This window comes from Glutamicibacter sp. JL.03c (assembly GCF_025854375.1).
In the GTDB taxonomy this organism is placed as follows: domain Bacteria; phylum Actinomycetota; class Actinomycetes; order Actinomycetales; family Micrococcaceae; genus Glutamicibacter.
Map to the genome: position 1 here is coordinate 2,940,842 of NZ_CP107575.1, position 25,340 is coordinate 2,966,181.

25 protein-coding genes are annotated in these 25,340 nt (G+C 61.5%); 14 read left to right on the plus strand and 11 right to left on the minus strand.

Annotated elements, in window-relative coordinates; translation table 11 throughout:
- The first annotated feature begins 10 nt into the window (after nucleotides 1-10).
- Entirely contained in the window at nucleotides 11-715 is a 705-nt protein-coding gene (locus tag OF385_RS13650; RefSeq protein ID WP_264275851.1) for an NUDIX hydrolase, read from the plus strand.
- A gap of 7 nt (nucleotides 716-722) precedes the next feature.
- Here OF385_RS13650 and OF385_RS13655 read toward each other — a convergent pair whose 3' ends face one another.
- The gene (locus OF385_RS13655; protein WP_264275852.1) at nucleotides 723-1,859 is read right to left on the minus strand and encodes an acyl-CoA dehydrogenase family protein; all 1,137 of its coding nucleotides are present in this window, start codon (nucleotides 1,857-1,859) and stop codon (nucleotides 723-725) included.
- Nucleotides 1,860-1,933: 74 nt separating this feature from the next.
- Nucleotides 1,934-2,260, minus strand: a complete 327-nt coding sequence (locus OF385_RS13660; protein ID WP_413468021.1) for a winged helix-turn-helix transcriptional regulator — start codon at nucleotides 2,258-2,260, stop codon at nucleotides 1,934-1,936.
- A 140-nt stretch (nucleotides 2,261-2,400) separates the two neighbouring features.
- Here OF385_RS13660 and OF385_RS13665 point away from each other — a divergent pair, with 140 nt between their 5' ends.
- The 5 genes from OF385_RS13665 (at nucleotide 2,401) to OF385_RS13685 (ending at nucleotide 8,127) form a co-directional block, all read left to right on the plus strand.
- Nucleotides 2,401-3,009 carry an NAD(P)-dependent oxidoreductase gene (locus tag OF385_RS13665; protein WP_264275854.1) on the plus strand — a complete coding sequence of 203 codons (609 nt, stop codon included), beginning with the start codon at nucleotides 2,401-2,403 and terminating at the stop codon, nucleotides 3,007-3,009.
- 131 nt (nucleotides 3,010-3,140) lie between these two features.
- Complete coding sequence (locus OF385_RS13670; protein ID WP_264275855.1) at nucleotides 3,141-4,802, plus strand: ABC transporter substrate-binding protein; 1,662 nt, start codon at nucleotides 3,141-3,143, stop codon at nucleotides 4,800-4,802.
- Between the two features lie 6 nt (nucleotides 4,803-4,808).
- Nucleotides 4,809-5,741 (plus strand): ABC transporter permease, encoded by a 933-nt coding sequence (locus OF385_RS13675; protein ID WP_264275856.1) that lies wholly within the window; start codon nucleotides 4,809-4,811, stop codon nucleotides 5,739-5,741.
- Complete coding sequence (locus OF385_RS13680; RefSeq protein WP_264275857.1) at nucleotides 5,738-6,535, plus strand: ABC transporter permease; 798 nt, start codon at nucleotides 5,738-5,740, stop codon at nucleotides 6,533-6,535. Before OF385_RS13675 ends, OF385_RS13680 begins: the two co-directional genes overlap by 4 nt.
- Nucleotides 6,532-8,127 carry a dipeptide ABC transporter ATP-binding protein gene (locus OF385_RS13685; RefSeq protein ID WP_264275858.1) on the plus strand — a complete coding sequence of 532 codons (1,596 nt, stop codon included), beginning with the start codon at nucleotides 6,532-6,534 and terminating at the stop codon, nucleotides 8,125-8,127. The genes OF385_RS13680 and OF385_RS13685 overlap by 4 nt, the downstream gene beginning before the upstream one ends.
- Before the next feature lie 68 nt (nucleotides 8,128-8,195).
- Here OF385_RS13685 and OF385_RS13690 read toward each other — a convergent pair whose 3' ends face one another.
- Both OF385_RS13690 and OF385_RS13695 read right to left on the minus strand, forming a co-directional pair.
- Nucleotides 8,196-8,513: a helix-turn-helix transcriptional regulator gene (locus OF385_RS13690; RefSeq protein ID WP_264275859.1), complete on the minus strand. Its 318-nt coding sequence runs from the start codon at nucleotides 8,511-8,513 to the stop codon at nucleotides 8,196-8,198.
- A gap of 688 nt (nucleotides 8,514-9,201) precedes the next feature.
- Nucleotides 9,202-10,890 (minus strand): long-chain-fatty-acid--CoA ligase, encoded by a 1,689-nt coding sequence (locus OF385_RS13695; RefSeq protein WP_264275860.1) that lies wholly within the window; start codon nucleotides 10,888-10,890, stop codon nucleotides 9,202-9,204.
- Nucleotides 10,891-11,040: 150 nt separating this feature from the next.
- Here OF385_RS13695 and OF385_RS13700 point away from each other — a divergent pair, with 150 nt between their 5' ends.
- Nucleotides 11,041-12,738, plus strand: coding sequence for an NERD domain-containing protein (locus tag OF385_RS13700; RefSeq protein WP_264275861.1), 1,698 nt, complete (start codon nucleotides 11,041-11,043; stop codon nucleotides 12,736-12,738).
- Here the strand turns inward: OF385_RS13700 and OF385_RS13705 are convergent.
- From OF385_RS13705 to OF385_RS13725, 5 genes are all read right to left on the minus strand, one after another.
- On the minus strand, nucleotides 12,735-13,364 hold the full coding sequence (locus OF385_RS13705) for a hypothetical protein (protein ID WP_264275862.1): 630 nt from the start codon (nucleotides 13,362-13,364) through the stop codon (nucleotides 12,735-12,737). The two genes, OF385_RS13700 and OF385_RS13705, sit on opposite strands and share 4 nt — an antisense overlap.
- A 45-nt stretch (nucleotides 13,365-13,409) precedes the next feature.
- Nucleotides 13,410-14,951, minus strand: a complete 1,542-nt coding sequence (locus tag OF385_RS13710) for a nicotinate phosphoribosyltransferase (protein ID WP_264275863.1) — start codon at nucleotides 14,949-14,951, stop codon at nucleotides 13,410-13,412.
- 15 nt (nucleotides 14,952-14,966) lie between these two features.
- Nucleotides 14,967-15,794: a ribose-phosphate pyrophosphokinase-like domain-containing protein gene (locus tag OF385_RS13715; RefSeq protein ID WP_264275864.1), complete on the minus strand. Its 828-nt coding sequence runs from the start codon at nucleotides 15,792-15,794 to the stop codon at nucleotides 14,967-14,969.
- Nucleotides 15,795-15,902: 108 nt separating this feature from the next.
- Nucleotides 15,903-17,003: an alanine racemase gene (locus tag OF385_RS13720; RefSeq protein ID WP_264275865.1), complete on the minus strand. Its 1,101-nt coding sequence runs from the start codon at nucleotides 17,001-17,003 to the stop codon at nucleotides 15,903-15,905.
- A gap of 107 nt (nucleotides 17,004-17,110) precedes the next feature.
- Nucleotides 17,111-17,902, minus strand: coding sequence for an IclR family transcriptional regulator (locus OF385_RS13725; protein ID WP_264275866.1), 792 nt, complete (start codon nucleotides 17,900-17,902; stop codon nucleotides 17,111-17,113).
- 68 nt (nucleotides 17,903-17,970) lie between these two features.
- Between OF385_RS13725 and OF385_RS13730 the strand changes: the two genes are divergently transcribed.
- The 4 genes from OF385_RS13730 to OF385_RS13745 all read left to right on the plus strand — a co-directional run bounded on the left by OF385_RS13730 (nucleotide 17,971) and on the right by OF385_RS13745 (nucleotide 21,114).
- Nucleotides 17,971-18,426 (plus strand): VOC family protein, encoded by a 456-nt coding sequence (locus OF385_RS13730; protein ID WP_264275867.1) that lies wholly within the window; start codon nucleotides 17,971-17,973, stop codon nucleotides 18,424-18,426.
- A 164-nt stretch (nucleotides 18,427-18,590) separates the two neighbouring features.
- Complete coding sequence (locus tag OF385_RS13735; protein ID WP_264275868.1) at nucleotides 18,591-19,295, plus strand: CoA transferase subunit A; 705 nt, start codon at nucleotides 18,591-18,593, stop codon at nucleotides 19,293-19,295.
- Between the two features lie 2 nt (nucleotides 19,296-19,297).
- Nucleotides 19,298-19,948, plus strand: coding sequence for a CoA transferase subunit B (locus OF385_RS13740; RefSeq protein ID WP_264275869.1), 651 nt, complete (start codon nucleotides 19,298-19,300; stop codon nucleotides 19,946-19,948).
- Nucleotides 19,945-21,114 (plus strand): acetyl-CoA C-acyltransferase, encoded by a 1,170-nt coding sequence (locus OF385_RS13745; RefSeq protein WP_264275870.1) that lies wholly within the window; start codon nucleotides 19,945-19,947, stop codon nucleotides 21,112-21,114. Before OF385_RS13740 ends, OF385_RS13745 begins: the two co-directional genes overlap by 4 nt.
- Before the next feature lie 102 nt (nucleotides 21,115-21,216).
- Here OF385_RS13745 and OF385_RS13750 read toward each other — a convergent pair whose 3' ends face one another.
- Nucleotides 21,217-21,777, minus strand: a complete 561-nt coding sequence (locus OF385_RS13750; RefSeq protein ID WP_264275871.1) for a histidine phosphatase family protein — start codon at nucleotides 21,775-21,777, stop codon at nucleotides 21,217-21,219.
- A gap of 67 nt (nucleotides 21,778-21,844) precedes the next feature.
- A complete protein-coding gene (locus OF385_RS13755; RefSeq protein ID WP_264275872.1) occupies nucleotides 21,845-22,675 on the minus strand; it encodes a metallophosphoesterase in 831 nt (276 codons plus the stop codon).
- Between the two features lie 247 nt (nucleotides 22,676-22,922).
- Between OF385_RS13755 and OF385_RS13760 the strand changes: the two genes are divergently transcribed.
- From OF385_RS13760 to OF385_RS13770, 3 genes are all read left to right on the plus strand, one after another.
- A complete protein-coding gene (locus tag OF385_RS13760; protein WP_264275873.1) occupies nucleotides 22,923-23,873 on the plus strand; it encodes a beta-ketoacyl-ACP synthase III in 951 nt (316 codons plus the stop codon).
- 137 nt (nucleotides 23,874-24,010) lie between these two features.
- Nucleotides 24,011-24,358 (plus strand): ArsR/SmtB family transcription factor, encoded by a 348-nt coding sequence (locus OF385_RS13765; RefSeq protein WP_264275874.1) that lies wholly within the window; start codon nucleotides 24,011-24,013, stop codon nucleotides 24,356-24,358.
- On the plus strand, nucleotides 24,355-25,335 hold the full coding sequence (locus OF385_RS13770) for a TIGR03086 family metal-binding protein (RefSeq protein WP_264275875.1): 981 nt from the start codon (nucleotides 24,355-24,357) through the stop codon (nucleotides 25,333-25,335). The genes OF385_RS13765 and OF385_RS13770 overlap by 4 nt, the downstream gene beginning before the upstream one ends.
- Nucleotides 25,336-25,340 lie beyond the last annotated feature (5 nt).

Sequence of the window (25,340 nt, forward strand, 5' to 3'; positions counted from 1 at the left end):
ACTGGTGGACATGAGCGAATCTAGTCCCCAGCCCGTGCCCGAGGTTCCAATCCGGCGCGCAGCCAGTGTCCTGATGCTGCGCGAAGGCGCTGAAGGCTTTGAGGTTTTCGTTCAGCATCGCGTCGCCACCATGGATTTTGCCGCCGGCATGGTGGTGTATCCCGGGGGCAGGGTGGATCCCCAAGACAGCGAAACGGTCGCCCGCGGCCGGCTGGATCCTGCGATCGCCAGGACTCACGCCGAACGCTGGGCAGGCACCTCCGTGTGGGATCAGGGCGAAGCCAGCGCCCAGCAGAAGGCCGGTGAAATCCTGGCCGCCGCCCTGCGCGAGGTGTTCGAGGAAACCGGATTGGTCCTCGACCCCGGCCAGCTCTTCCCATGGGCCAACTGGGTGACTCCCGCGGGCTTCCCGCGCCGGTTCGATACCTATTTTTTTGTCGCAGCGCTGGCAGCGGATCAGGAACCTGCGCACCAGACCACCGAAGCCGTGCGCTCCGACTGGGCCAAGCCGCAGGAGCTCTTTGCGGCGCTTGAACGCGGCGAACTGAAGATGATGCGCCCCACCCAGCGGACCCTGCTCGACGCCATGGAGCTGGGAACAGTGCAGGCCATTATCGCCAATGATGCGGCGATCACCGCCGTTCATCCCGACCCCCGCGACTCCCACTCCTCGCACCCGGTGCGCGCCAGCGAAATCGGGATGCCCGGTTCGTGATCCTTGCTCACTTATCGAGCAGGCTGCGCCCGACAATCAGCGACATGATCTCGTTGGTGCCTTCCAGGATCTGGTGCACTCGCAGATCACGGAAGATCTTCTCCATGCCGTAGTCCGCAAGGTACCCGTAGCCGCCGTGCAATTGGATGGCGCTGTTGGCCACGTTGAATCCGGCATCGGTGGCGACCTTCTTGGCCATGGCGCACAGGCGGACCATATCGGGACTTTGGGCATCCAGGGCGCTGGCCGCGCGGCGCAACAGTGACCGTGCCGCTTCGAGTTCCATATCCATGTCGGCGAGCTTGAAGACCAGCGCCTCCTGCTTGGCCAACGGTCCGCCGAAGGCCTGGCGTTCCTTGAGGTACGCGGCCGATTTTTCCAGTGCCAGCTGGCCGCCGCCCAGCGAGCAGGCGGCGATATTCAGTCGTCCGCCATTCAGGGCTTTCATGGCCATAAAGAATCCTTGGCCTTCCTCGCCCAACAGGTTTTCGGCGGGAATGCGCACGCCTTCCATGATGACCTGGCGGGTAGGCTGCGCCTTCCAGCCCATCTTCTTCTCATTAGCTCCAAAGCCCAGTCCCGGCAGATTTGCTGGAACCAGAAAGGCACTGATGCCTCGGGCACCGGTATCCGCGGTGCGGGCCATGACGATGTAGAGCCCGGAGCTGCCGGCTCCCGAGATGAATTGCTTAACACCGCTGAGCACGTATTCGTCGCCGTCTTTGCGGGCGCGGGTGCTCAGGGCCGCGGCGTCGGAGCCGATTCCCGGTTCGGTCAGGCAGTAGGAGCCGAGCTGTTCCATGCTGATCAAGTCCGGCAGCCATTGTGCGCGTTGTTCATCGTTGCCGAAGCTATCGACCATCCACACCACCATGTTGTGGATGGAAATGTAGGCGGCCAGGGTGGGGTCGGCCTTGGCCAGTTCTTCGAAGACCAGCACCGCGTCGCTGCGGGTGAGCGCCGAGCCCCCATGTTCCTCCGAGGCATAAATGCCGCCCATCCCCAGTTGCCCGGCCTGGGCGAGGACATCGATGGGGAAATGCTGCTCTTCATCCCATTTTTGGGCCATCGGTGCGATCTTGGTTTCCGCGAAATCGTGGACCATGTCGATCAGCGATTTCTGGTCGTCGCTTATTTCAAACACCACCGGCTCCTTTGCCCGTTATTGCTCTATGTGAGCACAGTCTATGTGACTTGGGCGACAACTCAAGGGCGAGGTCAGCTACGGATCAGATCATCTCGGGCATCGAACTCGTCTCGCGCTTGGAGCACCTTGGATGCGTGGCTCTCGGACCACTTGCGCAGGGTTTCCATCGGACCCAGCAGGCTGTGGCCGATGTCCGTGAGCTCGTAGTCCACGCGGACCGGAACCTGCGCGTAGACGGTGCGTTGCACCAGCCCGTCGCGCTCAAGGGTGCGCAGGGTGCTGGTGAGCACTTTGGGAGTGACGCTGCCGATGAGTTGGCGTAACCCGGAGAAACGTAACGGCCCGTCAGCCAGGGCCAAAAGTACCAGCGGTGTCCATTTATCCCCTAGGCGCTGCATAATTTCACGTGAAGGACAGTTTTGCACGAAGACGTTGAAAGTCTCATGGCTATCCATAAGGAAACCTAGTTTCGTTGTAGTAGTCGGTATCTAAAGGATATCATCGTGCTGTACGACCACCAATCAACAGGAGAATCACCATGAAGATCGCAGTTTACGGAGCCACCGGCATGGTCGGCACTGAAGTTGTTGCAGAAGCCATTTCCCGCGGGCACGACGTCACTTCGGTAACCCGCTCGGGCACCGAGGTCGCCGGCACCACCGCCGTCAAAGCCGAACTGAATGACGCCGCCACCTACCGCGACCTGGGCAAGAACAATGACGTCATCGTCATCTCCGTTCCGCCATCGCGTACCGGCGGCGACCATCAGGAATACCTGGACGCCTTCGAAGAGATCACCGAGACACTCACCCCTGCCCGCCTGATCGTTATCGGCGGCGCTGGCGCCACCGAAGTCAACGGCGTTCGCCTGCTCGACGCCCCTGGCTTCCCGGATGCCTACCGCGCGGAAGCTGAAACCGCTGCGGCCGTCTATGACATGTTCACCTCGGTCTCCGGCATCACCTGGACGGTTGTCGCTCCGGCTCCTGAAATCGCACCGGGACGCCGCACCGGAAGCTACACCCAGGGCACCGATTCCCCAGCTGGCGACTTCGTTTCCAGCCAGGACTTCGCCGTGGCGATCCTCGACGAAATCGAGACCCCCGCCCACGAAAACCGCCGGCTGACCGTAGCCAGCGAAAAGTAGGAACCCGCCGCCGGCCCCAACGCGGTGCATCCGCCAGATCGCCGGCCCACGGCGCCGATCTGACGAATGCACCGTACAGGACTAAGGTTGAAGTGGTCATCCCACTAGCACACCGAGGTAAGTTACTTCCCATGCAACGCAACTCGCGCTCTTCGCGTATCCTGGCCGGCACCTTCGCCTTGCCATTAATCGGCGCCCTCCTCGCCGGCTGTTCCTCAACTGGCAGCACCGATTCCACCGCGCAAGGCAAAGAACCGGTTACCGGCGGAACCATGGTCTATGCCTCGGGAGATGCTGAACCCAGCTGCCTGGACCCCCACGTGGGCGGAAACTACCCGCAGGCACTCGTAGCCAGCCAGTACCTCGAATCGCTGTTCACCAAGGACGCCAACGGCGAGATCATCCCTTGGCTGGCCGAAAGCACCGAAGTCTCCCAGGATGGGCTGACCCGCACCATCAAGCTGCGTGATGGCATCACCTTCACCGATGGCACCAAGCTCACCGCGCAAGCCATCAAGGCGAATATCAAGCACCTCAAGGATCCGAACACCGCGTCCTCCACCGGCTACCTCGCCGTGGGCAAGGTCGTGAGCATCGATGTCAAAGACGAGCTCACCGCGGTCTTGAAGCTTTCGGCTCCGGATAACGCGCTGCTCGAATCGCTGTCCATGCCATGGACCGCCATCGAATCCCCCAAGGCGCTGGAACGCGACCAGGCCACGAACTGCGCCTCTCCCGTGGGCACCGGACCTTTCAAGGTCAAGTCGTGGGAGCACCAGAAGGCCGTGAACCTGGTGCGCAACGAGGACTACGTCCTGCCGGTGGCCAATGATGAGCGCTCCAGCAGCACCGCCTATCTTGATGGCATCACCTGGCGCTTCATCCCCGAAGCCGCCACCCGCTATGCGGCCTTGCAGTCCGGCGAAGTCGATGTCATCGACAACGCCCAGCCGGACACCATCTCCTCGGCCGCCGACGCCGGGCTGGGCCACCTCGATGCGCCGCGTCCAGGCTCCTCGAACCGCATCGAGCTCAACAGCTCCAAGGCACCCTTTAGCGATGTGAAGGTGCGTGAAGCCTTCATCCGCGCTGTCGATGCCAACACCGGGGTGTCCTCGCTGTTCTTCGGCACCGCCAAGCGCAGCAACTCGCTGCTCTCCTCGGTGGAGCCTCTGGCCTACTCGGATGAATCGCTGTTCGCCACCGACACCGCCAAGGCCAACCAGCTGCTCGATGACGCCGGCTGGAGCCAGCGCGATGCCGAGGGCTATCGCGTGAAGGACGGCAAGCGCCTGAGCCTGCGCTTCCCGGTCTCCACCAACCAGTCGGTTCCCGCCGAGCAATCGCTCTTCGAGCAGTTCCAGGCCCAAGCCAAGGCCGTCGGTTTCGAAGTGAAGATCGACCTGCTGGACCTCTCCAGCTGGTACGGCGCGCTGGCCAAGCACGAATACAACCTGGTTTCGGCGCCATATACCAAGGTCGGCCCATCGGTGCTGCGCGTGCTCTACCACTCCGACTCCACGGTTCCTGCGCCTTCGGGATACTTCGCCAACAACGCCCAGGTGAAGAACGAGAAGCTCGACAAGCTGCTCACCGAAGCCGAAGAGACCGAGGATCAGGCACAGCGCGCCTCGCTCTACGAGCAGGCGCAGAAGATCGTGCTGGAAGGCTATTACGTGCTGCCGCTGTACGATCAGCAGAACCACTTCCTGTACGGCAAGAATGTCCACGGTATCGGCACCACCACCGCGGTGTCCTCCCCGGTCTACTTCGACACCTTCCTGACGAAGTAGCATTTGGTGGGCACGATCGCTTGGCTCGGGCGCAAGGTCGGTGGAGCGCTGGTGGTGCTGTGGCTGGTGGCCACCGCCATCTTCGTGGCCATCCGGCTGATTCCTGGCGACCCGGCCGAAGCGATCATGGGCGGCCCGGGCTCGCAGGCATCCGCCGAAGCCCTGGCCGCCGCCCGTGCCGAATACGCATTGGACCAGCCGGTCTTCGCCCAGTACCTGTTGTACCTGGGCAAGCTGATCGCCCTTGATTTCGGGACCTCCTTTTCCCTGAAGCAGCCGGTCACCCAGGTCATGGGCGAGGTCCTGCCCAATACCCTGTGGCTGTCGCTGCTGGCATTGGCAGCGGCCTGGCTGATCGCCCTGGGATTGGCAGCGGCTGCCACCCGTTCCAGCCGCTTTGGCAGCCAGCTGGGCAATCTCCTGGAAATCGTCGCCGCCGCGGTTCCCCATTTCTGGCTCGGAGCGGTGCTGATCATGCTCTTCTCCTCGGCGCTGGGCTGGCTGCCGGCGGTAGACAACGGATCCGCCCGAGGCTTGGTTCTTCCGGTCTTGACCTTGGCGCTGCCGCTGGCGGGATTCCTCACCCAGTTGATGCGCGATTCCCTGGCCGAGGCAATGGGAAGCCAGTTCGCCTTGGCTGCCCGTGCCCGCGGCGAGAGCCGGCTCAAGCTCTTCTGGCGCCACGGGCTGCGCCATGCTGCCCTGCCTGCCCTGAGCCTGACCGGGTGGGCCTTCTCCTCGCTCCTCTCCGGAGCAGTTGTCGTTGAAGCGATCTTCGCCCGCCCCGGCCTTGGCCGTTCCCTGCTCTCCGCAGTCCTGGCCCGGGATATCCCGATGGTCACCGGCATCGCTTTGTTCTCCGCAGTGGTCTACATCGTGGTGATGGCCTTGGCTGAAGGACTGGAACGGATCATCAACCCGGCAGGTGATCAGCGATGAGCCGCGCCGCAAAGATCTCCTCTGTCCTCGTGGTCGCACTATGGCTGTTGATGGCCGTAGCCCCTGCGGTCCTGGCCCCCTCGGATCCCCTGGCCATCAATCCCACCCAGGCCTTCCAGACACCGAGTGTTGCGCACTTCTTCGGAACCGACGAGTCGGGTCGGGACATCTACACCCGCGTCATCCACGGCGCCGGGGACTCGTTGTCGATCGGCTTGGCCGCCACCGCTGTGGGCATGGGGCTGGCCATCATCCTGGGCACGGTTGCCGCGCTGTCTCCCCGGTGGCTCGACGAGATCATCCTGCGAGTGCTGGAAGCGCTCTACGCGATTCCTTCGCTGCTGATGGCCTTGTTGATCATCGCTTTCACCGGCCCGGGCGTGGGCCCGGCCATTGTGGCCGTGGGGCTATCCACTGCCCCCGGGTACGCACGACTGGTGCGCAGCCAAATCCGCAGCCTGAAGAATTCAGAAATGCTGGAAGCTGCCACGGTGCTCGGGCGCGGCACGTGGCTCAAGGTCAAGAACCACTTGATTCCCAATGCACTCAAGCCGCTGCTGGCACTGGTCACCCTGGGCATCGGGCAAGCCGTGATCTGGGCTGCCGCATTGTCCTTCCTGGGGCTGGGCACTCCCCCTCCTGCTCCGGAATGGGGTGCCATGCTGTCGGCCGGTCGCACCTACCTGCACCTGGCATGGTGGATGAGCCTGTTCCCCGGCCTGGCCATTGTCGCAGTCGCGGTATCTGCCACCGTGATCGGTCGCGCGTTGGGCGGAAAGGTGAAGTCGTTATGAATGAACAGGCGCTGATTGCCGTCAAGGATCTTTCGGTGAGCTTCAAAGGATCGCCAGCGGTCAAGAACATTTCATTCACCCTCAGCGCCGGACGTGTTCTGGCCTTGGTCGGAGAATCCGGGTCCGGGAAATCCGTCACCGCTCGCAGCCTCCTTGGACTGTCCGGCGGCACTGTCCGCGCCGGCAAATTGGCTATTTGCGGCCAGGATGCGTTGGACTTCAACGACCGGGCGTGGCAGAAGATCCGCGGCAAGTCGATTTCAATGATCCTGCAGGATGCTCTCATGGCCTTGGATCCGCTGCGTCCGGTGGGACGGGAAATCGCTGATGGGCTCAAAGAACACAGCTCGCTGTCCCGCTCAGAGCGCAAGCAGCGGGTCCACGAGGTTTTGGAGTTGGTGCGCATGCCGGACCCCGAGCTGCGTGCCAAGCAGCGTTCCACCGAGCTGTCCGGCGGCATGCGCCAACGCGCGCTCATCGCCCAGGCCTTGGCAGGCAATCCCCAGGTCGTGATTGCCGATGAAGCGACGACAGCCTTGGATTCGCGGCTCACCGCGATGGTGCTCTCGCAGCTGCGGGAATTGAAGGAGCAGGGCCGTGGCGTGCTGATGATCAGCCACGATCTGGCGCAGGTATCACACCTGGCCGATGACATCGCAGTGATGCGCGAGGGCGAGATCGTTGAAGCGGGACCCGCAGCCCGGGTCCTGCAGCATCCGCAACATGATTACACCCGCAAGCTCTTGCAGGCGGTTCCTTCCGGGGTCCCTCGTTTTGCTTCGCTCTCGGCAACGAGTTCGCCGCTGCCAGCAGCTGCAGCAACGGAACGCCCCAGTGCACCCCTGGCGCTGTCGGTTACCGGCCTGTCGAAGAGCTTTGGCCAGCAGGTGGCAGTCGACGCGGTGACTTTCGAGTTGCCGCAGGGAAAAACCCTGGGCATCGTGGGCGAATCCGGCTCCGGAAAGACCACCACCGCCCGCATGGTGCTTGGCTTGCAGAAACCGGACTCGGGAACCGTTGACTTGCTCGGCGAGCGCTTTGCGCCCAAAACCGAAGCAGAGCGCAAGAAGCTGCGCGAGCAGATGGGCGCGATCTACCAGAACCCGTTGGGCTCCTTTGATCCGCGTTATTCTGTCGGGCAGCTGCTGGCCGATGCCCTGAGCCGAGGAAAGACGAAGCGAGTAGAAAGCCATCGCCTGGCGGTGACACAACTTCTGGAACAGGTGGAGCTTTCCAGTGTTCTGCTTTCGCGTTCCCCGCGTGAGCTCTCCGGCGGCCAGCGGCAGCGCTTGGCCATTGCACGCGCTTTGGCGCCGAAGCCCTCGGTTCTGGTTCTCGATGAGCCAGTGTCTGCCTTGGACGTCTCCATCCAGGCCACCGTGCTGGATCTCCTGGACCGGATTCAGCTAGAGACCGGCACCAGCTACCTGTTCATCAGCCATGATCTTTCGGTCATCGAGCATATGAGCGACTCCGTAGCGGTCATGCATCAGGGAAAGATCATCGAGCAGGGCGATACTGCGACTATTTTTACAGCACCCCAGCAGGAATACACGCAGAAGCTGCTCTCTGCCATGCCCAGACTGCGCTAGGATCTGAAACTCCAGCAGGCCCACCTGACAAGAATGGCGCGTTTTATGGGCTTGAATCGCCATCGCCATCAGCGGGCAATTTTGGCTCCGTGCTGCTTTTCATGCCATTCACCAATGGTCACCGTGGAATCAATCCGCGCGCCAACGGCATTGGCATATCGTCTGATCGTTTCCAGGCGCGGATTTGAATCGTACTGTTCCATCCTTGACACCCGTTGGCGTGTCACTTCAAGTATCAGGGCGAGATCATCCTGAGTCATGCCACGCTCAACGCGGATGTCAACCAGGTCAGAAATCATCTGCCGATGAGACTGGGACAGGCTCTTCGCACGTTGTCGAATTTTTTCGGAAGCCGACAAATGGGGCCAACTGGTTGTGCTTGCCATGGCTGAAATGATGATCCTACTCCCCGGGCAGCGCAACTTTAGGTTGCTTCTTCAGGTGAACCGGTATCTTGAGATCGCAAATCCTATTTGCTCGTTTTCATCCCGCCGTGAGCCCGACTGCGATGCCTTCCCGTCGCGCCTGGTCCGCTTGATGTGCTTGATGTGCTTGTGCAAGCCAACTAGTACCGTGGGGTAGCTTGGAGGTTCACCGTGGCAAAAACGAAGTTTTCTGTGCAGAACCTGCAGCCTGAGTACATATAGCTCAGGGTCCATCCGCACCGGCTTCAGTGGTGTATTTGCGTTTCGAACATCTACTAATTTCACAGCTGCTGCGTCCTCAAAAAGCCCCTCGATTTCTCCGAGATAATGGTTTCGCGCGAAGAAATCAAGGACTGTTGAGCCAGTCATCCAATTCCACGACCCTTTCGTCTGCGGCGTCGTAACTGAAGACCCACAGGAATGGTGCGTTTTCTGGGTGACTGCATCGAGAATCCGCCCCGCTTCGAGGTTTCATGAAAGCGAAGCTAACTACTAGTCTCCCCTTCGAACAGCTCTGCTCCGCGAATACTGGAAAACTCTCTTCGTTCAGGTCCACAGCCGTCGGCTGACGGCCGAAAACAGCAAATACCCCGACACCCTGCACAAGTTGCGCGGAGTATCGGGGCATGAAACCGAAAGGACCTGAAGCCTAGATCTTTTCGATCAGCTCATCCTTGACCTGCTTGCGCAGGATCTTGCCGAGCAATGAACGCGGCAATTCCTCCACTTGCACCACGCGCTTGGGCACCTTGTAGGCGGCCAGCAGCTCCCGGCAATGGGCACGCAGACCGTCTTCATTAAGCTGGACACCTGGTTCAAGCTGCACTGCGGCAACGACCATTTCGCCACCGCGGGCCAATGGCTTGCCGAAGACAGCGGCATCAACCACATCAGCGTGCTGGCGCAAGGCGATTTCCACTTCGGTCGGCGAGACGTTGAATCCTCCGGTGATGATCAGTTCCTTGGCGCGATCCACGACCTGGGTGAAGCCGTCGTCATCCACGGTGACCACATCGCCCGAGCGCAACCAGCCATCTTCGGTCTTGGTCTTGGCGGTCTCCTCCGTGTTGTTCCAATAGCCTTGGAACACCTGCGGGCCCTTGATCAGCAGTTCCCCGGCTTCGCCCGGCGCTACCTCCTTGGACGGGTCATCCACCGCGACCACCTTCATCAACGTGGATGGGAAGGGAACGCCGATGGTCCCGGTGCGGCGGCTGGGATGGAAGGGATTGCCCAAAGCCACTGGCGAGGATTCGGTCATCCCGTAGCCTTCGACCAGCAACCCGCCGGACATTGATTCCCACAGTTCCACGACATGGTCGGGAAGGTTCATGGCGCCGGAAATGCAGTACTTGGCGCTCTTGAGCGACATGCCGCGTTCCTTGGCTGCCAGCGCGGTGCGTTCGTAGATCGGTGGCACGGCGCAGTACACCGTGGCCGGCGACTTCTTCCAGGCATCGAGGATCATCTCGGCATCGAACTTCGGGAAGAGCACCAAAAGCCCCTGCTTCTTCACGCCGAACGTCAGGTACAGGGTCATGCCAAAGGCGTGGAACATCGGCAGGATCGCGTAGAGGATCTCCTCGCGCTCCTTGGCGCCCAGCATCCAAGCCTCGCCCTGCAACGCGTTGGAATACAGGTTGAAGTGGGTGAGCATCGCGCCCTTGGGGTGGCCAGTGGTGCCCGAGGTGTACTGTATGACAGCCAGGTCGTTGACTTCAGGGTGCGGGTGATTGGCATCGAGCCGGCCGCCGGCAAGCAATTCTTTCCACGCGGTGGTTCCCGAGGTGCGGGCGGTCAGCGACGCCTTGGTGTCGCGCAGCTTCTTCACCGGCAGGTTCAATGCCAGCTTTTTCAGCGGCGGGAAGGCATCGAGCAGGTTCACTGCGACGACTGCATCGAGCTGCACGTCCTTGGGGAACTCTTGAAGTATTCCCGCGACCTTGTCCCAGGCGATGGCAACGCGGGCCTGGTGGTCCTCGAACTGGTGGCGCAGCTCGCGGGCGGTGTACAGCGGATTGTGCTCCACCACCACGGCGCCCAGGCGCAAGACAGCGTAGAACGCCACGACATGCTGCGGGCAGTTCGGCAGGATCAGCGCCACGCGGTCCCCGGCGCGCACCCCAAGCTTGCGCAGGCCTTCGGCGGCTTGCTCCACTTGCTCGCCGAGCTGCGCGTAGCTGGTGCGCCGTCCGAAGAATTCCGTGGCAGGGCTCTGTCCGGCTTCGGCCACCGAGCGCTCGAACATGCGGCTGAGCGGTTCGGTGGGCAGATCAATTTCAGCAGGGACACCTGGCTGGTAATTAGCCACCCATGCGGGCGCAGCGCTTCTCTCCATAGCTCCCATCATGCCCTACGCGCTGGTAGCAACGCGATTCGCTGACCGTCTGCGAAGCGCCGGCGCATGTGGCCAGCGAAATGTCCGCGGCACGAACTAGACTGCGAACTAAGTTAGAGAAACGCTTGCGCCCAGGCCCCGGAGGCAACCATGGCACACTGTTTTCCGCACGACCCTGAGTTCACTGAGAAGACCGCCGCCGAGCAGAAGGTATTCGAGATCCTTCGCCGGTCATTGCCCGATGACGTCTTGCTCTTCCATTCGGTGCAGTTGCGCAATCAGCGCGCAGAGCACGAAATCGATCTCCTGGTGGTGTGGCCCCACGTTGGCATTGCAGTCATCGAGGTCAAGGGCGGCCGCCTCAGCGTTGAAGACGGCGCCTGGTACCAATCCGATAGCAAGGGAAAGCACAAGATCCAAAGCCCCATGGCCCAGGTGCAAAGTGCCGCCCATGCGCTCAAGAGCGTCTTGTCCCCGCTGATGGGCACGCCGATCACCAGTCGGCTAGCCGACGTCGTGTGCTTCCCGTACACCGACTGGCCCGATCACTACAGCTCCGTAGGGGTGCCCCGGGAGCTGATCATCGATCGCGGCCAGCTGGAGGACATTGCCGCCCTGCTGCGCAGCGCCATCGAAGAACAAGGCGGGGGCCTGGCAGGGCTGAGTCCCGAGTTCGCGCAGCGGATGATCAAGCACCTGACCGGGGACACCGGCCCCATTGGCGAATCCGATGATTCGCGCGGTGCCATTGAGGCGTTGTCCAATGAGGACGTGCAAGAGACGCTCACCAGCAGGCAATCGATCCTGCTCGCTTCGACTCGCTCATTGAACCGGGTGAGTTTCATCGGTGGCGCAGGCAGCGGCAAAACCTGGATGGCCTTGGAGAAAGCGCGTCAACTAGCCAAGGATGGGCTGCGCGTAGGCTTGTTTTGCTATAACAAGGGCCTGGGCCATTACCTGAAATCCCAGGTGGATCTGTGGCGACAGAACAAGCCGGGCCACACCGGTGAATTCCATGAGTTCGCGCGTTCGGTCGGCGTTCCTGATGGCAGTGGCCAGGAATACTTCGATATCACCATGCCGCAGCTGCTCAGCGAGCTAGGTCCTTCCCTGCCCCGGGCGCACAAGTTCGATGCCGTCATCGTCGATGAGGCCCAGGACTTCGCCCCGGGCTGGTGGGAGGCCTTGCTTGCATGCACCAAGGATCCGCTGCATGGAAAGGTCTATGCTTTCCTGGACAACCGCCAAGACGTCTATCAACGGTGGAGTGGCGAAAACATCGGAGAAGGCAGCCGGCTGGTTCCCATTCATGTCGACGACAATCTGCGCAACACCAAAAGCATCGCCCGCACGTTCAAGGACATCATTGGCAATAACGCCAAGCTACGCGGTGGCGAGGGGCTGCCGGTTCGTTTCGTCCAGTGCTCAACGCAAGCCGCCGTGGATGTCGCCTCGGATTGCGTGGATCGATTGATCGATGAAGGATGGGCGAATAACCAGATCGCCTTGCTGACTACCAACCACCGGCATCCCATCCACCTCGACCATTTCCAAAACGGCACCATCGATTCGGAATATTGGCCTGCTTTCCACGCCCGCGAGGAAGAATTCTATGGCCATGTGCTGGGATTCAAGGGGCTGGAACGAAGCGTGGTCATACTGTGCGTGAATGGCTTCAAGGACATGGACCGGGCCACCGAGCAGCTGTATGTCGGATTCTCACGCGCGCGCAGCCTGCTGGTGGTGGTCGGTGACCGCGACTTGATCGATCAAGCCAGCGGCGAGAACCTGCAGATTTCGTTGCACGGTGCCCTGCCCTGGGGCCAACCCGGCATGGCCAGCAGCTAGGCCGATCGGACCCACTTCCAGCTCGCCGGCGGGCGCCCGGTTCCCACGGCAATCGCCGGCAGCTTTTCAACGGCTTTATTGGCTGCCAGCGCGCGGCCAACGTTGTTCACCACCGGTTCGGGACGCGAGGCGGCAGCGGCCAGTTCCTTCATGCGCGCCACCACGTCTGCGGTGGTGAATTGCTCCCCGAGCAGGCGCCGGGTCAGTGGCAGGTTGACCCACAAGGAGTCCAGCAGCATCCCAGCAGCGCGGGCGATGATCGCGTTGTGGTCAAAAGGCAGCTGCGGCAGATTGCTGAGGGGTTCAGCCTTGGCCCTTTCATCGCCAGGCAGGTGCTCCAAAATCACCAGATGCGCCATGGACAGCGTCGGACCGCGCTCATCTCGCTCAAAGTCGTCGAATACCGCCACCAGTTCCGCCTCTGTTTCCGCTGTGACACCGGCCTTATCGGCCAGTGCCCGGGCCACTGCTTCGCGCAGCCGCTCATGGGAGTTAAGCAGCACGCCGGGCAGCGCGTGCTCTGCTGCATAGGGCTCCCACTCGCGGCGCGCTGTCACCACATGCAGGGCGTCGTTCAGGACAATCAGCGGTACGGCGTCAATGGAGACAAGGGGCTGGTTAGGCATGCTTCCCATCTTATTCGCCGCCCGCACTACCCTGGCACAGTCCGGCTAGGCGATGTTGCCCAGTACGGCTCGAACGTCCTTGAAGGATTGGACCTTCAAGAATTCGCCATCCATCCACACCGGTTCCAGCAGTGATTCTGCCTCGTCCTGCTTGCTGGCCCGCTCCACCAGGTACAGCTCCCCCTGGCTATCGCGCTTCACTGCCAGCCGCCCGATGGCCGACTTTTTCATGCCCGAGTCGGTCACAGGATCCTTGAGCAGGTCATAGCCTTCACCGTCAATTTGGGCCCAGGTGGCCTTGACCGCGGAAGAGAAGGTATCCCGGGTGACGTACTGGTAGGTGAATGAGCCAACGCCGAAGACAATATTCGAGGCCGCGAACCCGAGGCTCTCCAAGCGCTCGGTAATGTCCTTGGCTCGTGCGGGGGTGATGGAATCCCCGTAGATCAGCCCGATGTGCGCATCCAGCTCCTTGAATCCAGCCGCGTTGATGGTGCCCCCGAATTCATTCCACAGCAGCTGCACCGCACCAAAGTAGGCGGGGTCGGTTTCCGGGCTCTTGGCCCCATCGGCCTGGAGAATCCCTGGATTGCTCCGGGTGCCGCAGACGATGTCGGCCGGGTCGCCCGAGTCGGGACGGATCACCAGCTTGCCCTCGCGTTCCATGATTCGATCCTTCAGCGCGGGAAGGATTTCGCCCAGCACGCTCCAGAAGTCCATGGTGTCTGAAACCACCGAGACGTTGCCCGCCGGGTGCTGATCCAAGATCCGGCTGAAGGTCGCCAGCTCGTCCTCGTGCGCAATCCCCGCGCACATCACCGAGTGCTCGGTAGCAGGGATGGAACCGAGGATCTGCCCGTTCTGACTGTCTGGCTGTGATGGGTAGTAGCGGTTCACCCAGTCAATGGTGGCCAGTGAGTCCGAGCCGGTGAAGGAGAGCAGGTGGCCTGCGCCGGACATGGCTGCCGCGTGGGCTCCGCCCATGCCGCGGAAGCTGAAGTCGTGCAGCTGCCAGTTCACGAAGGCGGTGTCCCCGCCGGTGCGTTCGGCCGCCGCGTCCAGCAGTCGCCGGTACGCATCTGCGGTGGTGGCCGAGGTGGAGGCCTGCCAGATTTCTGCCGACAGCACGGTCTCGATGTAGTTGGTGAGCCAGAAGAAGCCAGGCAAGGTGTTTTCCACGGTGAAGCTCGGCACCCGCAGCGGGACGCGGGTACCTTCCGGCAGCGAGCGGAAGACCAATGGCAGGAAACCCAGCTGGTGCAGTTCGCGGATGTGGCTGGTGTCGATGCCGTGCTCTGGCCCCAGGACACTGGCCAGCTTCTGTTCGTACTCGGCGATGGCCTCATCTTCGTCGGCGGCGAAGAACGGGGCGAAGGCTTCAACGCAGTAGGACTGGATGAAGGCCTGGAGCCCGAAGTGCACCACGTGCTCGACGCCGTCGACTCGCGAGGCGCGGTTGGTGTAGTTCGAGTAGACCGTGGTGGTGCCCTGCGGGTAGAGCGCCTTGTGGCCGAGCTTGTAGCAGTCGGTGAGGAAGAGCGGTGCGGTCACCGAGGGCGTGGTGATGGTGGGGGCGAGCAGGTTCATGATGCTTCCTTTGTCTTAGAGGTAGTCGGGGAGGATCGATGCGATTGGCAGGATGCTGGCGTTGACCTCGGGGTTGCTGTGGCCGGGGTGGGAGTCGGTGGTGAAGATCCGGCCGTAGTGCTCATTCAGCTCGCCAGCTGCGCCGGAGAACACCCCGTGGCTGACCCACAAATCCAGGTTTTCCTTGGCCAGTCCGGTTGCCGCCGCCAATCCCCGGAAGGTTCCGCCGCCGTCGCAGATGTCATCAACCACCAGGTAGCGTCCGCCTTCGGGAAGTTCTTCGCAGTGGAATCCGGTGAGTTTTCCGGTCTCGAAGTCGCGCTTCTTCCCTGCCTTGTAAACGGGCAATCCGAAGGCCTTGCCTGCCTTGGTGGCGCGGTCCACGGCTCCAGCGTCCGGAGCGATGATGCCGTCGTAGCACTGTCCGAAGAGCTGCAGCCACTTCGCCAGCGGTTCGGCCGGATCGATGATGGTGAGGTTCTCGACCAGGGTGGTGATCACCGGCGAATGCGGGTCGAAGCAGATGACGCGGTCGGCTTCCAAAGCGTTGATCATGTTGGCGTAGACCTTGGCGCCAAAGGGCTCGCCGCGATCGGCACGTGCTGCGGGCAGGTACGGGATCACTGCGCTGACCTTGTGGCCATGCTGGTGTGCGTAGTCGATCCACAGTCCTGCGCGCATGTAGTCGTTGGCGTCGGTGCCGCTGATGATGATGTGGCTCGGGGTTTGACCGTTGGCGGCCGATCCGATTTTGAAGTGCGCTTCCCCGGCCGGAAAGTTCATGAATTCGACATCGGAATAGACGGTGTATCCGGCTGCGACGGTGGCATATGGCTTGATCATGCAATCAGCCTAGCACATAAACATCACATGATGTTTATTGAATCCAGAAAATTCCCTTTGCCTGCCTGCCAGCATTGTCCGGTTCTGGGCTGAACGAGCGGTCAGGTGCTAGAAATTCAATCCGCGCGCAGCGACATCCCACAGCTCAGAAGTTCCATCGACATGGACCGCCAGCACCGAATCCACCAGATTCACCGCCTGGCACACGTGATTCGGGATCACCTGAAGCTGCTGGCCATAGTCCGGCAGATCCAGGTTTTCCGGCCACAGCACGGTGGCATGGTGCTCCGACAGCGCGCTGATCCGCGCTTCCGGGCATTCGGCGATCCGCCCGTAGCCAGTCGCCCAGCCCGGGCGGTCGCTGCCCAGGATCTTGCTGCCGGCATCCAGCACGATCCGTCGGGGAATCAGCTCATCGCCTTCGTGGCGGCTGACCACGGTCGCAGCCACGGTCAACGCAATCTCGTCATAGCCGGTGCGTCCGAGTTCGAACTGCTGCGCGTCGCCGAAAACATACACTCCAGGACGCACTTCGGTCAGCACCGAGTTATCGCTCAACGCGGCGGTGGGAGTCGAGCCGCCGCTGATGCGCTTGATGGCGAATCCTGCCTCGCGCAGGATCCTTGTCGCTTCGGCCAGCGCCTTGTGCTCGTCATTGACCGCGCTATCGATTCCATCGGGGTTGTAGCTGTGGCCGGGGAAGGTGAAGACGCCCTGCACGCGCATCCCCGCGGCCCGCGCCGCGTCGGCAATGGCCAGCGCATTGCGCGGGCTGACGCCGCTGCGATGATGGCCGCTATCGATTTCGATCATCAGGCGGATCTTCGACGCCTGCTCGCCGAGCATCCGCGCCATCTGCTCCACGGCCTGCACCGAGTCGGTACCGATGCTGAGCTTGGCCCGCTTGATCAGCTCCCGGATCCGCTGCGCCTGGGATTCGTTGACCCACAGCGGGTAGGCAATGAAGATCTTGGCCACTCCCTGCAGGGCGAAGCTCAGGGCCTCGCCCACGGTGGCCACGGTCAGCCCCGCGGCCCCGGCATCCAGCTGCCGGCTGGCGACTTCAAGCGTCTTGTGGGTCTTGGCATGGGGACGCAATTTCAGGCCCTGGCTGGCGACCCGCTGGGCCATCTTGTCGATGTTCTTTTCCAGTTGCGCCACGTCGATCATGATCTGCGGCGTGCTGGTTCCAGCGGGGATAAGGGCCACGTATACCGTTTCCTAAAGCTCGTTGTGCGTCGCGGTGACGGTCGGCCCTGGGGTCGAATCCGCCGAACAAAGAGACTACCGCAGGTTGCTATCAGCACGCCAAGCGCTCACTGGCGTCCAGCTGGTGCCGAGCGCGCAGCGAGCTTGGTCGACAGTTCGTGGGCATGGTGCAGCAGCAGTTCTCCCAGTTCTTTTCTGCGCTCCTCTTCGAAACGCGCATGGATGCCGGTCAGGCTCAATGCCCAGGCCGGTTGCCCCGAACTGTCGAACACCGCCGCTCCCATCCCCCAGCTGCCCTCGACTATGAGCCCCGGGTTCACCGAGTACCCGAGCTTCCTGGTTTCGGCGACCTTCTTGCGCAGTTCCTTGGCACTGTGGGCCTGTCCGTATTCCGCCTCCAGCGCGCTGGAGGCCAGATAGCGCTTCATGCTTTCTTCCGGCAGGAAGGCCAAGATGGCCATGCCCGCCGAGGCCACGCCGAGCGGGAAGCGCCGCCCTTCGTAGAGCACGAAGGAACGGATCGGGAAGGCGCCGTCCTGCCGAAGCAGGCAGACGGTTTCATCCGAGCGCCGTGCGGAGAGGAAAGCACTCTCCCCCGTTGCCTCGGCCAATGCCGCGACGTGTTCGCGGGCGAGTTCGCTGATGTCGTAGCGCTCGGCGGCCACGGCACCCATCAGATACAGCTCAGGACCCAGAAGCCATTTGCCGGTGCGATGCTCGTGGTCGCAAAATCCCTCCGTGACCAGTGCTGAGAGCAGCCGATGCACCGTAGGCCTGGCCAGCGAGGTCGCGCGGGCCACCTCGGTGGTCGTGATGCCCTCTGGCATGGAGGTGCTCACGGTGCGCAGGACTGCGGCCAAACGGCCAACAACCTGCGCCCCGGCCGGTAAATTGCTCATGGCCATATTATGGACGATGTTTGCCCATGGACCCTCATATGTCGGCACGAAGGCGCATACTGTGTGGCATGGAGAATTCATGGCAACTGGTCATCGACTGTGCCGATCCGCAAAGGATGGTGGAGTTCTGGTCCCAGGCGATGCATTACATTCCAGAGCCGCCCCCGGCCCCGCACGCAACATGGCGCGAGCACTGGCAGGCCATGGGAGTGCCGGAAGATGAATTGGGCCCCGGCGTCGGCGACCTGCCCGAGTCCCTTGTCGACCCGCAGGGGCACGGGCCGCGCTGGTGGTTCCAGCAGGTTCCGGAAGCCAAGAGCATCAAGAACCGGCTGCATGTCGACCTGCTTGTCGGGGGCGGGCGCAGTGTCGACTTCGAGGTGCGCAAGCAAAAGGTGGAGCAGGAGGCGCAGCGTCTGGTTGCCCTTGGCGCAACGATCCGCCAAATCATGGATCACCCCGAAATGGATCATTTTGCGGTGTGCATGGCCGATCCCGAAGGCAACGAATTCGATGTTGTCTGATGCGAAAATCGTGCGCTCATAATATGGACAAGTAGTTCGCCATTCCTCACCATCCGACCAATGGGCAGGCAAAATACTGATCGCTATTGAATGCTCATCTGCGACTACGTAACTTTGAAGTTACACACAACCGCACTCCACATAGTGGACGCAGGGAGATATCGATGACAACGAAGTTTCGAGTAGACGCGGCGGCAGAACTAGCCGCAGTCGTCAAAGATGGCATGACCATCGCGGTGGGAGGCTTTGGACTTTCGGGCATTCCCAACAGGCTGATCACTGCCTTGAGGGATTCCAAGGCGACCAACCTGACCATCGTGTCCAACAATATGGGCGTCGATGGAAAAGGCCTGGGGATCCTCTTGGAAAACCATCAGGTCTCCAAGGTCCTTGCCTCCTATGTTGGCGAGAACAAGCTCTTCGCCCAGCAGTTCCTCGACGGGGCTCTTGATGTGGAATTCTGCCCGCAGGGCACCCTCGCTGAACGCTTGCGCGCCGGCGGAGTGGGCATCCCGGCCTTCTTCACCCCGACGGGCGTCGGCACGCCAGTGGCCGAGGGCAAAGAGGTCATGGAGTTCAACGGCAAGCCAGCCATCCTGGAGCGTGGAATCTTCGCGGACATCGCACTGGTCAAGGCCTACCAAGCCGATACCGAAGGCAATCTCCGGTATCGCATGACGTCCAAGAACTTCAACCCGCTGGTGGCCATGTCCGGGCGCCACACCTTCGCTGAAGCAGAGCACATCCTCGACGACTACATGGATCCCTCCCTCGTGGAGACCCCAGGCATCTTCGTGCAGACCCTGGTGCAGGCCGATGAGGTCAAGGACATCGAACAGCGCACCGTACGCAGCCGGCAGGAGGCCTGAGCATGTGGACTCGTGATGAAATGGCGGCCATCGCCGCTAGCGAATTGACCGATGGGCAGTATGTGAATCTCGGCATCGGAATCCCGACCTTGGTAGCCAACCACCTGCCCGAGGGCGTCTCGGTGAAGCTCCAGAGCGAAAACGGGCTGCTGGGCATGGGCCCCTTCCCCTATGAAGGCGAAGAAGATGCGGACCTCATCAACGCCGGCAAGCAAACGGTCACCATCCTTCCCGGCGGCAGCTTCTTCGACTCGGCTACCTCCTTTGGCATGATCCGAGGCGGGCATGTGCAAACAGCCATCCTCGGCGCGCTCCAGGTTGCAGCCAACGGCGACCTGGCGAATTGGACCATCCCCGGCAAGCTAGTCAAAGGCATGGGTGGCGCCATGGACCTGGTCGCAGGCACGCCCCGTGTCATCGTCCTGACCGACCACACTGCCAAGGACGGAACCAGCAAGATCGTCGAATCCTGCGATTTGCCGCTCACCGGTGTCGGCGTCGTGGACCGCATCATTACCGACCGCGCGGTATTCGATATCGAGCAAGGGACGTTGACCTTGCGCGCTGTGGCACCGGGTGAAAGCGTAGAAACCATTAAAGAGATCACGGCAGCCGAATTCGCCGTCGACATCCTGGAGGATCTGAGAGCATGAGCGTCAAGATCGTGGGTTACGCCCGCACCCCATTCGCAAAATTCAACGGCGTCTTCGCTAGCGTCCCGGCCACCGAGCTGGGAGCGCATGCCGCCAAGGCTGCCCTGGAAAATGCAGGCATCGCTCCCAGCGAGGTGCAGCAGGTCATTGTCGGCCAGGTGCTCCAAGGCGGCGCAGGCCAGAACCCGGCACGCCAGTCGGCCGTCGGCGCCGGCGTCCCGCTGGACGTTCCGGCCATCGCGGTCAATGCGGTGTGCCTCTCCGGTGCCGAAGCGGTGGTGGCTGGCACCCGACTGATTAATGCCGGTGAAGCCGATGTCGTTTTGGCGATCGGCCAGGAGTCAATGTCCTTGGCTCCTCATGTGCAGCGTGCTCGCGCCGGAACGAAGTACGGTGCCATCGAACTCATCGATACCCTGGAATACGACGGCCTGACCGATGCCGCTGAGAAGCGTTCCATGGGCGCTTCCACCGAAGAGCACAACGTCGAGCTGTCGCTGACCCGTGAGGAACAGGATCAGGTAGCTGCCGCTTCGCACCAGCGCGCAGCGGCATCGCGTGACTTCGCTGCCGGGGAGATCGCCCCGTTCACCATCACCACTCGCAAGGGCGAGACAACCTATTCCGAAGATGATGGCATCCGCGACTCGACGACCGTCGAGACCCTGTCGGGTTTGCGCCCTGCATTTTCGAAGGACGGCAGCATCACCGCTGGCAACTCATCGCAGATCACCGACGGTGCGGCTGCCCTGGTATTGGCCAGCGATGCGGCCATCGAGCGTCTGGGCCTGAAGGCCATGGCCGAGGTTGTTTCCCATGCCTTCGTGGCCGGGCCGGACCGGACCTTGCATGAGCAGCCATCGAATGCCATCGCGGCCGCGCTGCACAAGGCCGGCGCGAAGGCCGAGGATTTGAAGGCTGTTGAGATCAACGAGGCATTTGCCGCGGTGGTTGTTCAATCCTCGAAGGTCCTGGGCTTGGACGAAAAGATCGTGAACCCTCATGGCGGCGCGACCGCGTTGGGCCATCCTATTGGCGCTTCCGGTGCCCGTATCATCGGCACCCTGGCCCGTCAGATGCAGGAACTGCCGGCCGGTTCGCTTGGTGCCATCGGCATCTGCGGCGGCGGCGGCCAGGGCACGTCTGTGGTGCTGCGCTCGCTGTAGCCTAAACATGAAAATGCTCCCCGAAAGTAGTTCTGATTCCTCAGTCCAACTCTTGGGGAGCAGTTCATTCTCGTCGGCAGCCTTTTCATTGCTTATTCGGCGCTAGTGCCACATCGGCTCTCGGGACACGTAGTTCTTCAGCAGCTGCGAGTCCAATTCGCGGTACGTGCCGTTGGCGACCCGTGGGTCGGCCTCGCCCGTCAAGGCGCTGAGCACGGAGCTGATCAATGCACCGTGGCTGACTACCAGGACATTTTCTCCCGGGTGCTGCTGGCAGATCTTGAACAGCGCGTTGACCGCGCGCTCAACGAGATGCTGTTCGGTTTCGCCGGTGCCGATATTCAATTGGCGCTGTTCGTCGGCAGGGTGCCCAACGAGCTTGCCCTCCCAGTCCCCGAAGTCCTGTTCCATGAGTTCCGGGTTCTCGTACAGGGCACGGGTGCCAATGCCATTGGCGATAATTTGTGCCGTCTGCAGCGCGCGGAACAGCGGGGAAGAATATACCGCTGCCCAAGGACCCTGCATGGAAAGGTCCACGGCCAGTTGCTGCGCTTGGCGCACACCGGTGTCGTTCATCGGCAGGTCACTGCGCCCGTGCAGTCGGCCTGCCTTGTTCCATTCCGTCTGCCCGTGTCGGATCAATACAATTTTCTGTTCGCTCATCATCTTCTTCTTTCTTGCGCGCGCATTCGGATCCTTTGCGTGATCCTCGGTGCGAAGTTTTTCGCTCTCAGTTGGTAGCCAAGTGGCCTTCAGCTGCTGTTCTTTGAACCGCATCCTGCGATTTGGTCGTCCATGGGCCACTGGAGGCCGCAAACCAGTTCACTGCGTCGGTCCCCAGTTGGAGTACTGCGAATCCTGGCCCGGATTCTGCCAGTACTTCTTGCGGAGCAAACGGGTTCATGTTGTAGAACACCGCCGGAGCCATCAACACCGGAATATTGATCAATTGGCTGGTAGCGGCCTGATGATAGTGCCCGCAGAGTATGGCTCGAATATCGGTGCCAACGGTGATGGCTGCCAAGGCCATCGGATCCTTCAGCCCGCGTCCGGCTCGTACCTTGCTTGTGGCTTCCACTGGCGGGTGGTGCAGCAGCAACAGCGAACCCAGTGGCGCTGGCGCCGCCAGCAATGACTGCAGCCACGCCAGTTGCGCCTGATCCAACTCGCCTTGAGCCAATTGGAATCCACCGCTGTCCAGCCCGATGATCCGCAAGCCCAGGACTTCATGCACGGTATTGGCCTGATAGGGCCCAGACGATAGCCGCTGGGTATTAAATTCCGGGCCAACGCTTCCTGCCGGATCGTGATTTCCGGGAATGGTAATCACTGGACAGCCAAATTCTTCTTGGATGTCATTGAACATTGCCGCGGCCATCGGGTGGATCGGCGCACCCCTATCCGCAATATCCCCGGTCACGACGATGGCGTCCGGCGAAAAGTGCTCAACGGCCCGCAAAACCTGTCGGGTGTGTTCCCATGGGTCGATGCTTCCGTGAAGCAGCTGGCCTTCAGGGCATAGATGGGTGTCGCTCAGATGAATGATAGTCAGTGGCTTCATCGATCCCTCCCTGCGTCCAGCTGCTGTTCATTCCATTGAACTTTTCGGTTCTAACGATTAGGTGAACAAGGAGCCGACGAGATGTGAAGTCCTAACGAATCCCCGATTCTCGATTACCGAACGATAGTCGGCGATTTCATGGGAGATTGACCGCAATAAATGCATTCTGCGGTATATGAACAGCGAGTAGCACACAAAACGACTACCCTTAGAAGAGCAGAATTGAATCCACCTAGGAGCTATATCCATGACGGGCAGCAAAGTCGTCGCCTTTGGCCACTTCCAGCCAGAGCGCATCGTCCCAAACACCGAGCTGGAAAAGCTGGTTGAAACCAGCGACGAATGGATTACTCGACGCGTCGGCATCGAAGAGCGCCGCTGGGGCACCGGTGTTGAGACCGTGGACTCCATGGCAGTCAAGGCCGCGGAGATGGCTTTGGGCAATTCGGCAGACATCAAGGCAGCGGATATCGACCTGATTGTTGTCGCCACCTGCACCGCGACAGATCGCTCGCCAAATATGGCCGCTCGCGTTGCCGATGCCCTGAACATGGAGCAGGGCCCTGCCACCATGGACGTCAATGTCGCTTGCTCGGGCTTCGCTCATGCCGTTGGCATCGCCCAGGGAGCCATTGCCGCTGGCTCTTCAAAGAACGCCCTGGTGATCGGTTCGGAAATGCTCACCGACTATACCGATTTCACCGACCGCACCACCTGCGTCCTGACCGCGGATGGCGCTGGCGCGTTCATCATCACCGCTTCGGAAGACAATGGCATCTCGCCTGTGGTGTGGGGCTCAGTCCCGTCGCTGTCCGATGCCGTTCGCATCGAAGCCGAGAACGACATGAAATTTGCGCAGAACGGCCAGAGCGTTTACCGCTGGACCGTCACCCAGCTGCCAAAGATCGCTTCGCAGATCGTCGAGCGCGCAGGCCTGGAGCCAGAAGAGCTGGACGCCATCGTCCTGCACCAGGCCAACCTGCGCATCATCGAGCCATTGGCCGAAAAGATTGGCGCTCCGAATGCGCGCGTCGCCACCGATGTTGTCTACTCGGGCAACACGTCGGCCGCTTCGGTTCCCTTGGCGCTGTCCAAGATGATGGCTTCGGATGAGCCGCTGCCTCCTGGCTCCAAGGCACTGCTGTTCGCCTTCGGCGGCGGCTTGGCATACGCTGGCCAGATCATCACCATCCCGTAAGTTTTTCACCGCCAGTGGGCGTCCCGGCATTCTGCCGTGGCGCCCACTAGCGCTTTAACCGCATTTCGCTGCCCAGCACAAAATATCTCCAACTCCCCTCTTGCCTTAATGCGTTAGCGACTGCTAACGTATCTTTCATGCTTGATTTACTGGAAGTCGCATCGGAACCATCGCGCAGGCGCTTGATTCAGTTGCTGGGTTCCGGAGAACGTACGGTGACGGAACTCGCGGCGAACTTCACGGTGAGCCGCTCCGCCATCTCACAACACTTGCTGTTGTTGATTGACGTAGGACTGCTGCAAGCGCGCAAGGATGGACGCAGCCGCTACTACTCGCTGAACCCGGCAGGCATCGCGCAGCTCAAGATCCTCCTTGACTCATTCTGGAACACCGAACTTGACCTGCTCGTCGCCGAAGCCAGCGAACTGGCTTCGCTCGGCACTCCCCCATACTCGCCACACCAGCCGCCAGGAGAAAAGCCATGAGCTTTGAACGAACCGTCTTGCTCCCCGTCGACGCCGACACCGCCTTCAACCTACTTACCAATCCAGAGCGCCTGCGCCGCTGGCAGACCGTCGCCAGCCGCGTCGATTTGCAGGCAGGCGGCAGCTACCGCTTCACCATGGGCCCGGGCCACCAGGCGTCGGGGACTTTCACCGAAATCGAGCCTGGCAAGCGCTTGGCCTTCACCTGGGGATGGGAAGGATCCGAGGCAGTTCCGCCAGGCGATTCAACCGTCTACATCACCCTGGAGCCTTGGGACGAAGGCACCGCAGTCACCTTGCGCCACGAAGGCCTGAATCCAGGCCAGTCTTCCGGCCACGCAGAAGGCTGGAACCACTTCCTCGATCGCCTCAAGAGCTTCGCCGAATCCGGACAAGCCGAAATCGACGAGTGGAATGCGGTTCCACAGCCCGAGGACGCGATCGTTTCCGCCGAGGGATCTCTGGCTGCGCTTCAGTTCATACTCAATAACGTGTCCGAGGCCGAGCTGGGCCAGGCAACGCCCTGCGCGGAGTTCAGCGTTAGCCAGCTGCTGGATCACCTGGCAGGCTCCCTGTCCATGATCGGCAACGCATTGGGCGCAGCAGTTGCTGATGACCCGGCACTGGCGCCAGAAATTCGCATCGCCGACATCGCACAGCCAACCCTGGAGGCCTTCGCAGCCCATGGCTTGGACGGCGAAATCGACCTCGGCTTCGCGGTCATGCCAGCGAAGGTTGTCGCCAGCATCCTGAACCTCGAATTGATGGTGCACGGGTGGGACTTCGCCCAGGCCACCGGCCAGGACTTCGAAATACACCCAGGACATGCCGAGTACGTACTTGGCCTGGCCCGCAAGACTGTGGGACCGGAGCAGCGCGCTTCAGGTTCCTTCGCCAAGGAAACGGTCATCGCCGAATCCGCCAGCAGCCTGGATCGTTTGGTCGCCTTCACCGGCCGCGTACCGGTCTCAGCCTGAGGACG

What these genes read in the sequence shown, in the direction of transcription:
- OF385_RS13650 (WP_264275851.1), top strand. Translation starts at nt 11, where the DNA reads ATGAGCGAATCTAGTCCCCAGCCCGTGCCCGAGGTTCCAATCCGGCGC.
- OF385_RS13660 (WP_413468021.1), bottom strand. Translation starts at nt 2,260, where the DNA reads ATGCAGCGCCTAGGGGATAAATGGACACCGCTGGTACTTTTGGCCCTG.
- OF385_RS13665 (WP_264275854.1), top strand. Translation starts at nt 2,401, where the DNA reads ATGAAGATCGCAGTTTACGGAGCCACCGGCATGGTCGGCACTGAAGTT.
- OF385_RS13670 (WP_264275855.1), top strand. Translation starts at nt 3,141, where the DNA reads ATGCAACGCAACTCGCGCTCTTCGCGTATCCTGGCCGGCACCTTCGCC.
- OF385_RS13680 (WP_264275857.1), top strand. Translation starts at nt 5,738, where the DNA reads ATGAGCCGCGCCGCAAAGATCTCCTCTGTCCTCGTGGTCGCACTATGG.
- OF385_RS13685 (WP_264275858.1), top strand. Translation starts at nt 6,532, where the DNA reads ATGAATGAACAGGCGCTGATTGCCGTCAAGGATCTTTCGGTGAGCTTC.
- OF385_RS13690 (WP_264275859.1), bottom strand. Translation starts at nt 8,513, where the DNA reads ATGGCAAGCACAACCAGTTGGCCCCATTTGTCGGCTTCCGAAAAAATT.
- OF385_RS13695 (WP_264275860.1), bottom strand. Translation starts at nt 10,890, where the DNA reads ATGGAGAGAAGCGCTGCGCCCGCATGGGTGGCTAATTACCAGCCAGGT.
- OF385_RS13700 (WP_264275861.1), top strand. Translation starts at nt 11,041, where the DNA reads ATGGCACACTGTTTTCCGCACGACCCTGAGTTCACTGAGAAGACCGCC.
- OF385_RS13705 (WP_264275862.1), bottom strand. Translation starts at nt 13,364, where the DNA reads ATGCCTAACCAGCCCCTTGTCTCCATTGACGCCGTACCGCTGATTGTC.
- OF385_RS13710 (WP_264275863.1), bottom strand. Translation starts at nt 14,951, where the DNA reads ATGAACCTGCTCGCCCCCACCATCACCACGCCCTCGGTGACCGCACCG.
- OF385_RS13715 (WP_264275864.1), bottom strand. Translation starts at nt 15,794, where the DNA reads ATGATCAAGCCATATGCCACCGTCGCAGCCGGATACACCGTCTATTCC.
- OF385_RS13725 (WP_264275866.1), bottom strand. Translation starts at nt 17,902, where the DNA reads ATGAGCAATTTACCGGCCGGGGCGCAGGTTGTTGGCCGTTTGGCCGCA.
- OF385_RS13730 (WP_264275867.1), top strand. Translation starts at nt 17,971, where the DNA reads ATGGAGAATTCATGGCAACTGGTCATCGACTGTGCCGATCCGCAAAGG.
- OF385_RS13735 (WP_264275868.1), top strand. Translation starts at nt 18,591, where the DNA reads ATGACAACGAAGTTTCGAGTAGACGCGGCGGCAGAACTAGCCGCAGTC.
- OF385_RS13740 (WP_264275869.1), top strand. Translation starts at nt 19,298, where the DNA reads ATGTGGACTCGTGATGAAATGGCGGCCATCGCCGCTAGCGAATTGACC.
- OF385_RS13745 (WP_264275870.1), top strand. Translation starts at nt 19,945, where the DNA reads ATGAGCGTCAAGATCGTGGGTTACGCCCGCACCCCATTCGCAAAATTC.
- OF385_RS13750 (WP_264275871.1), bottom strand. Translation starts at nt 21,777, where the DNA reads ATGAGCGAACAGAAAATTGTATTGATCCGACACGGGCAGACGGAATGG.
- OF385_RS13755 (WP_264275872.1), bottom strand. Translation starts at nt 22,675, where the DNA reads ATGAAGCCACTGACTATCATTCATCTGAGCGACACCCATCTATGCCCT.
- OF385_RS13760 (WP_264275873.1), top strand. Translation starts at nt 22,923, where the DNA reads ATGACGGGCAGCAAAGTCGTCGCCTTTGGCCACTTCCAGCCAGAGCGC.
- OF385_RS13765 (WP_264275874.1), top strand. Translation starts at nt 24,011, where the DNA reads ATGCTTGATTTACTGGAAGTCGCATCGGAACCATCGCGCAGGCGCTTG.
- OF385_RS13770 (WP_264275875.1), top strand. Translation starts at nt 24,355, where the DNA reads ATGAGCTTTGAACGAACCGTCTTGCTCCCCGTCGACGCCGACACCGCC.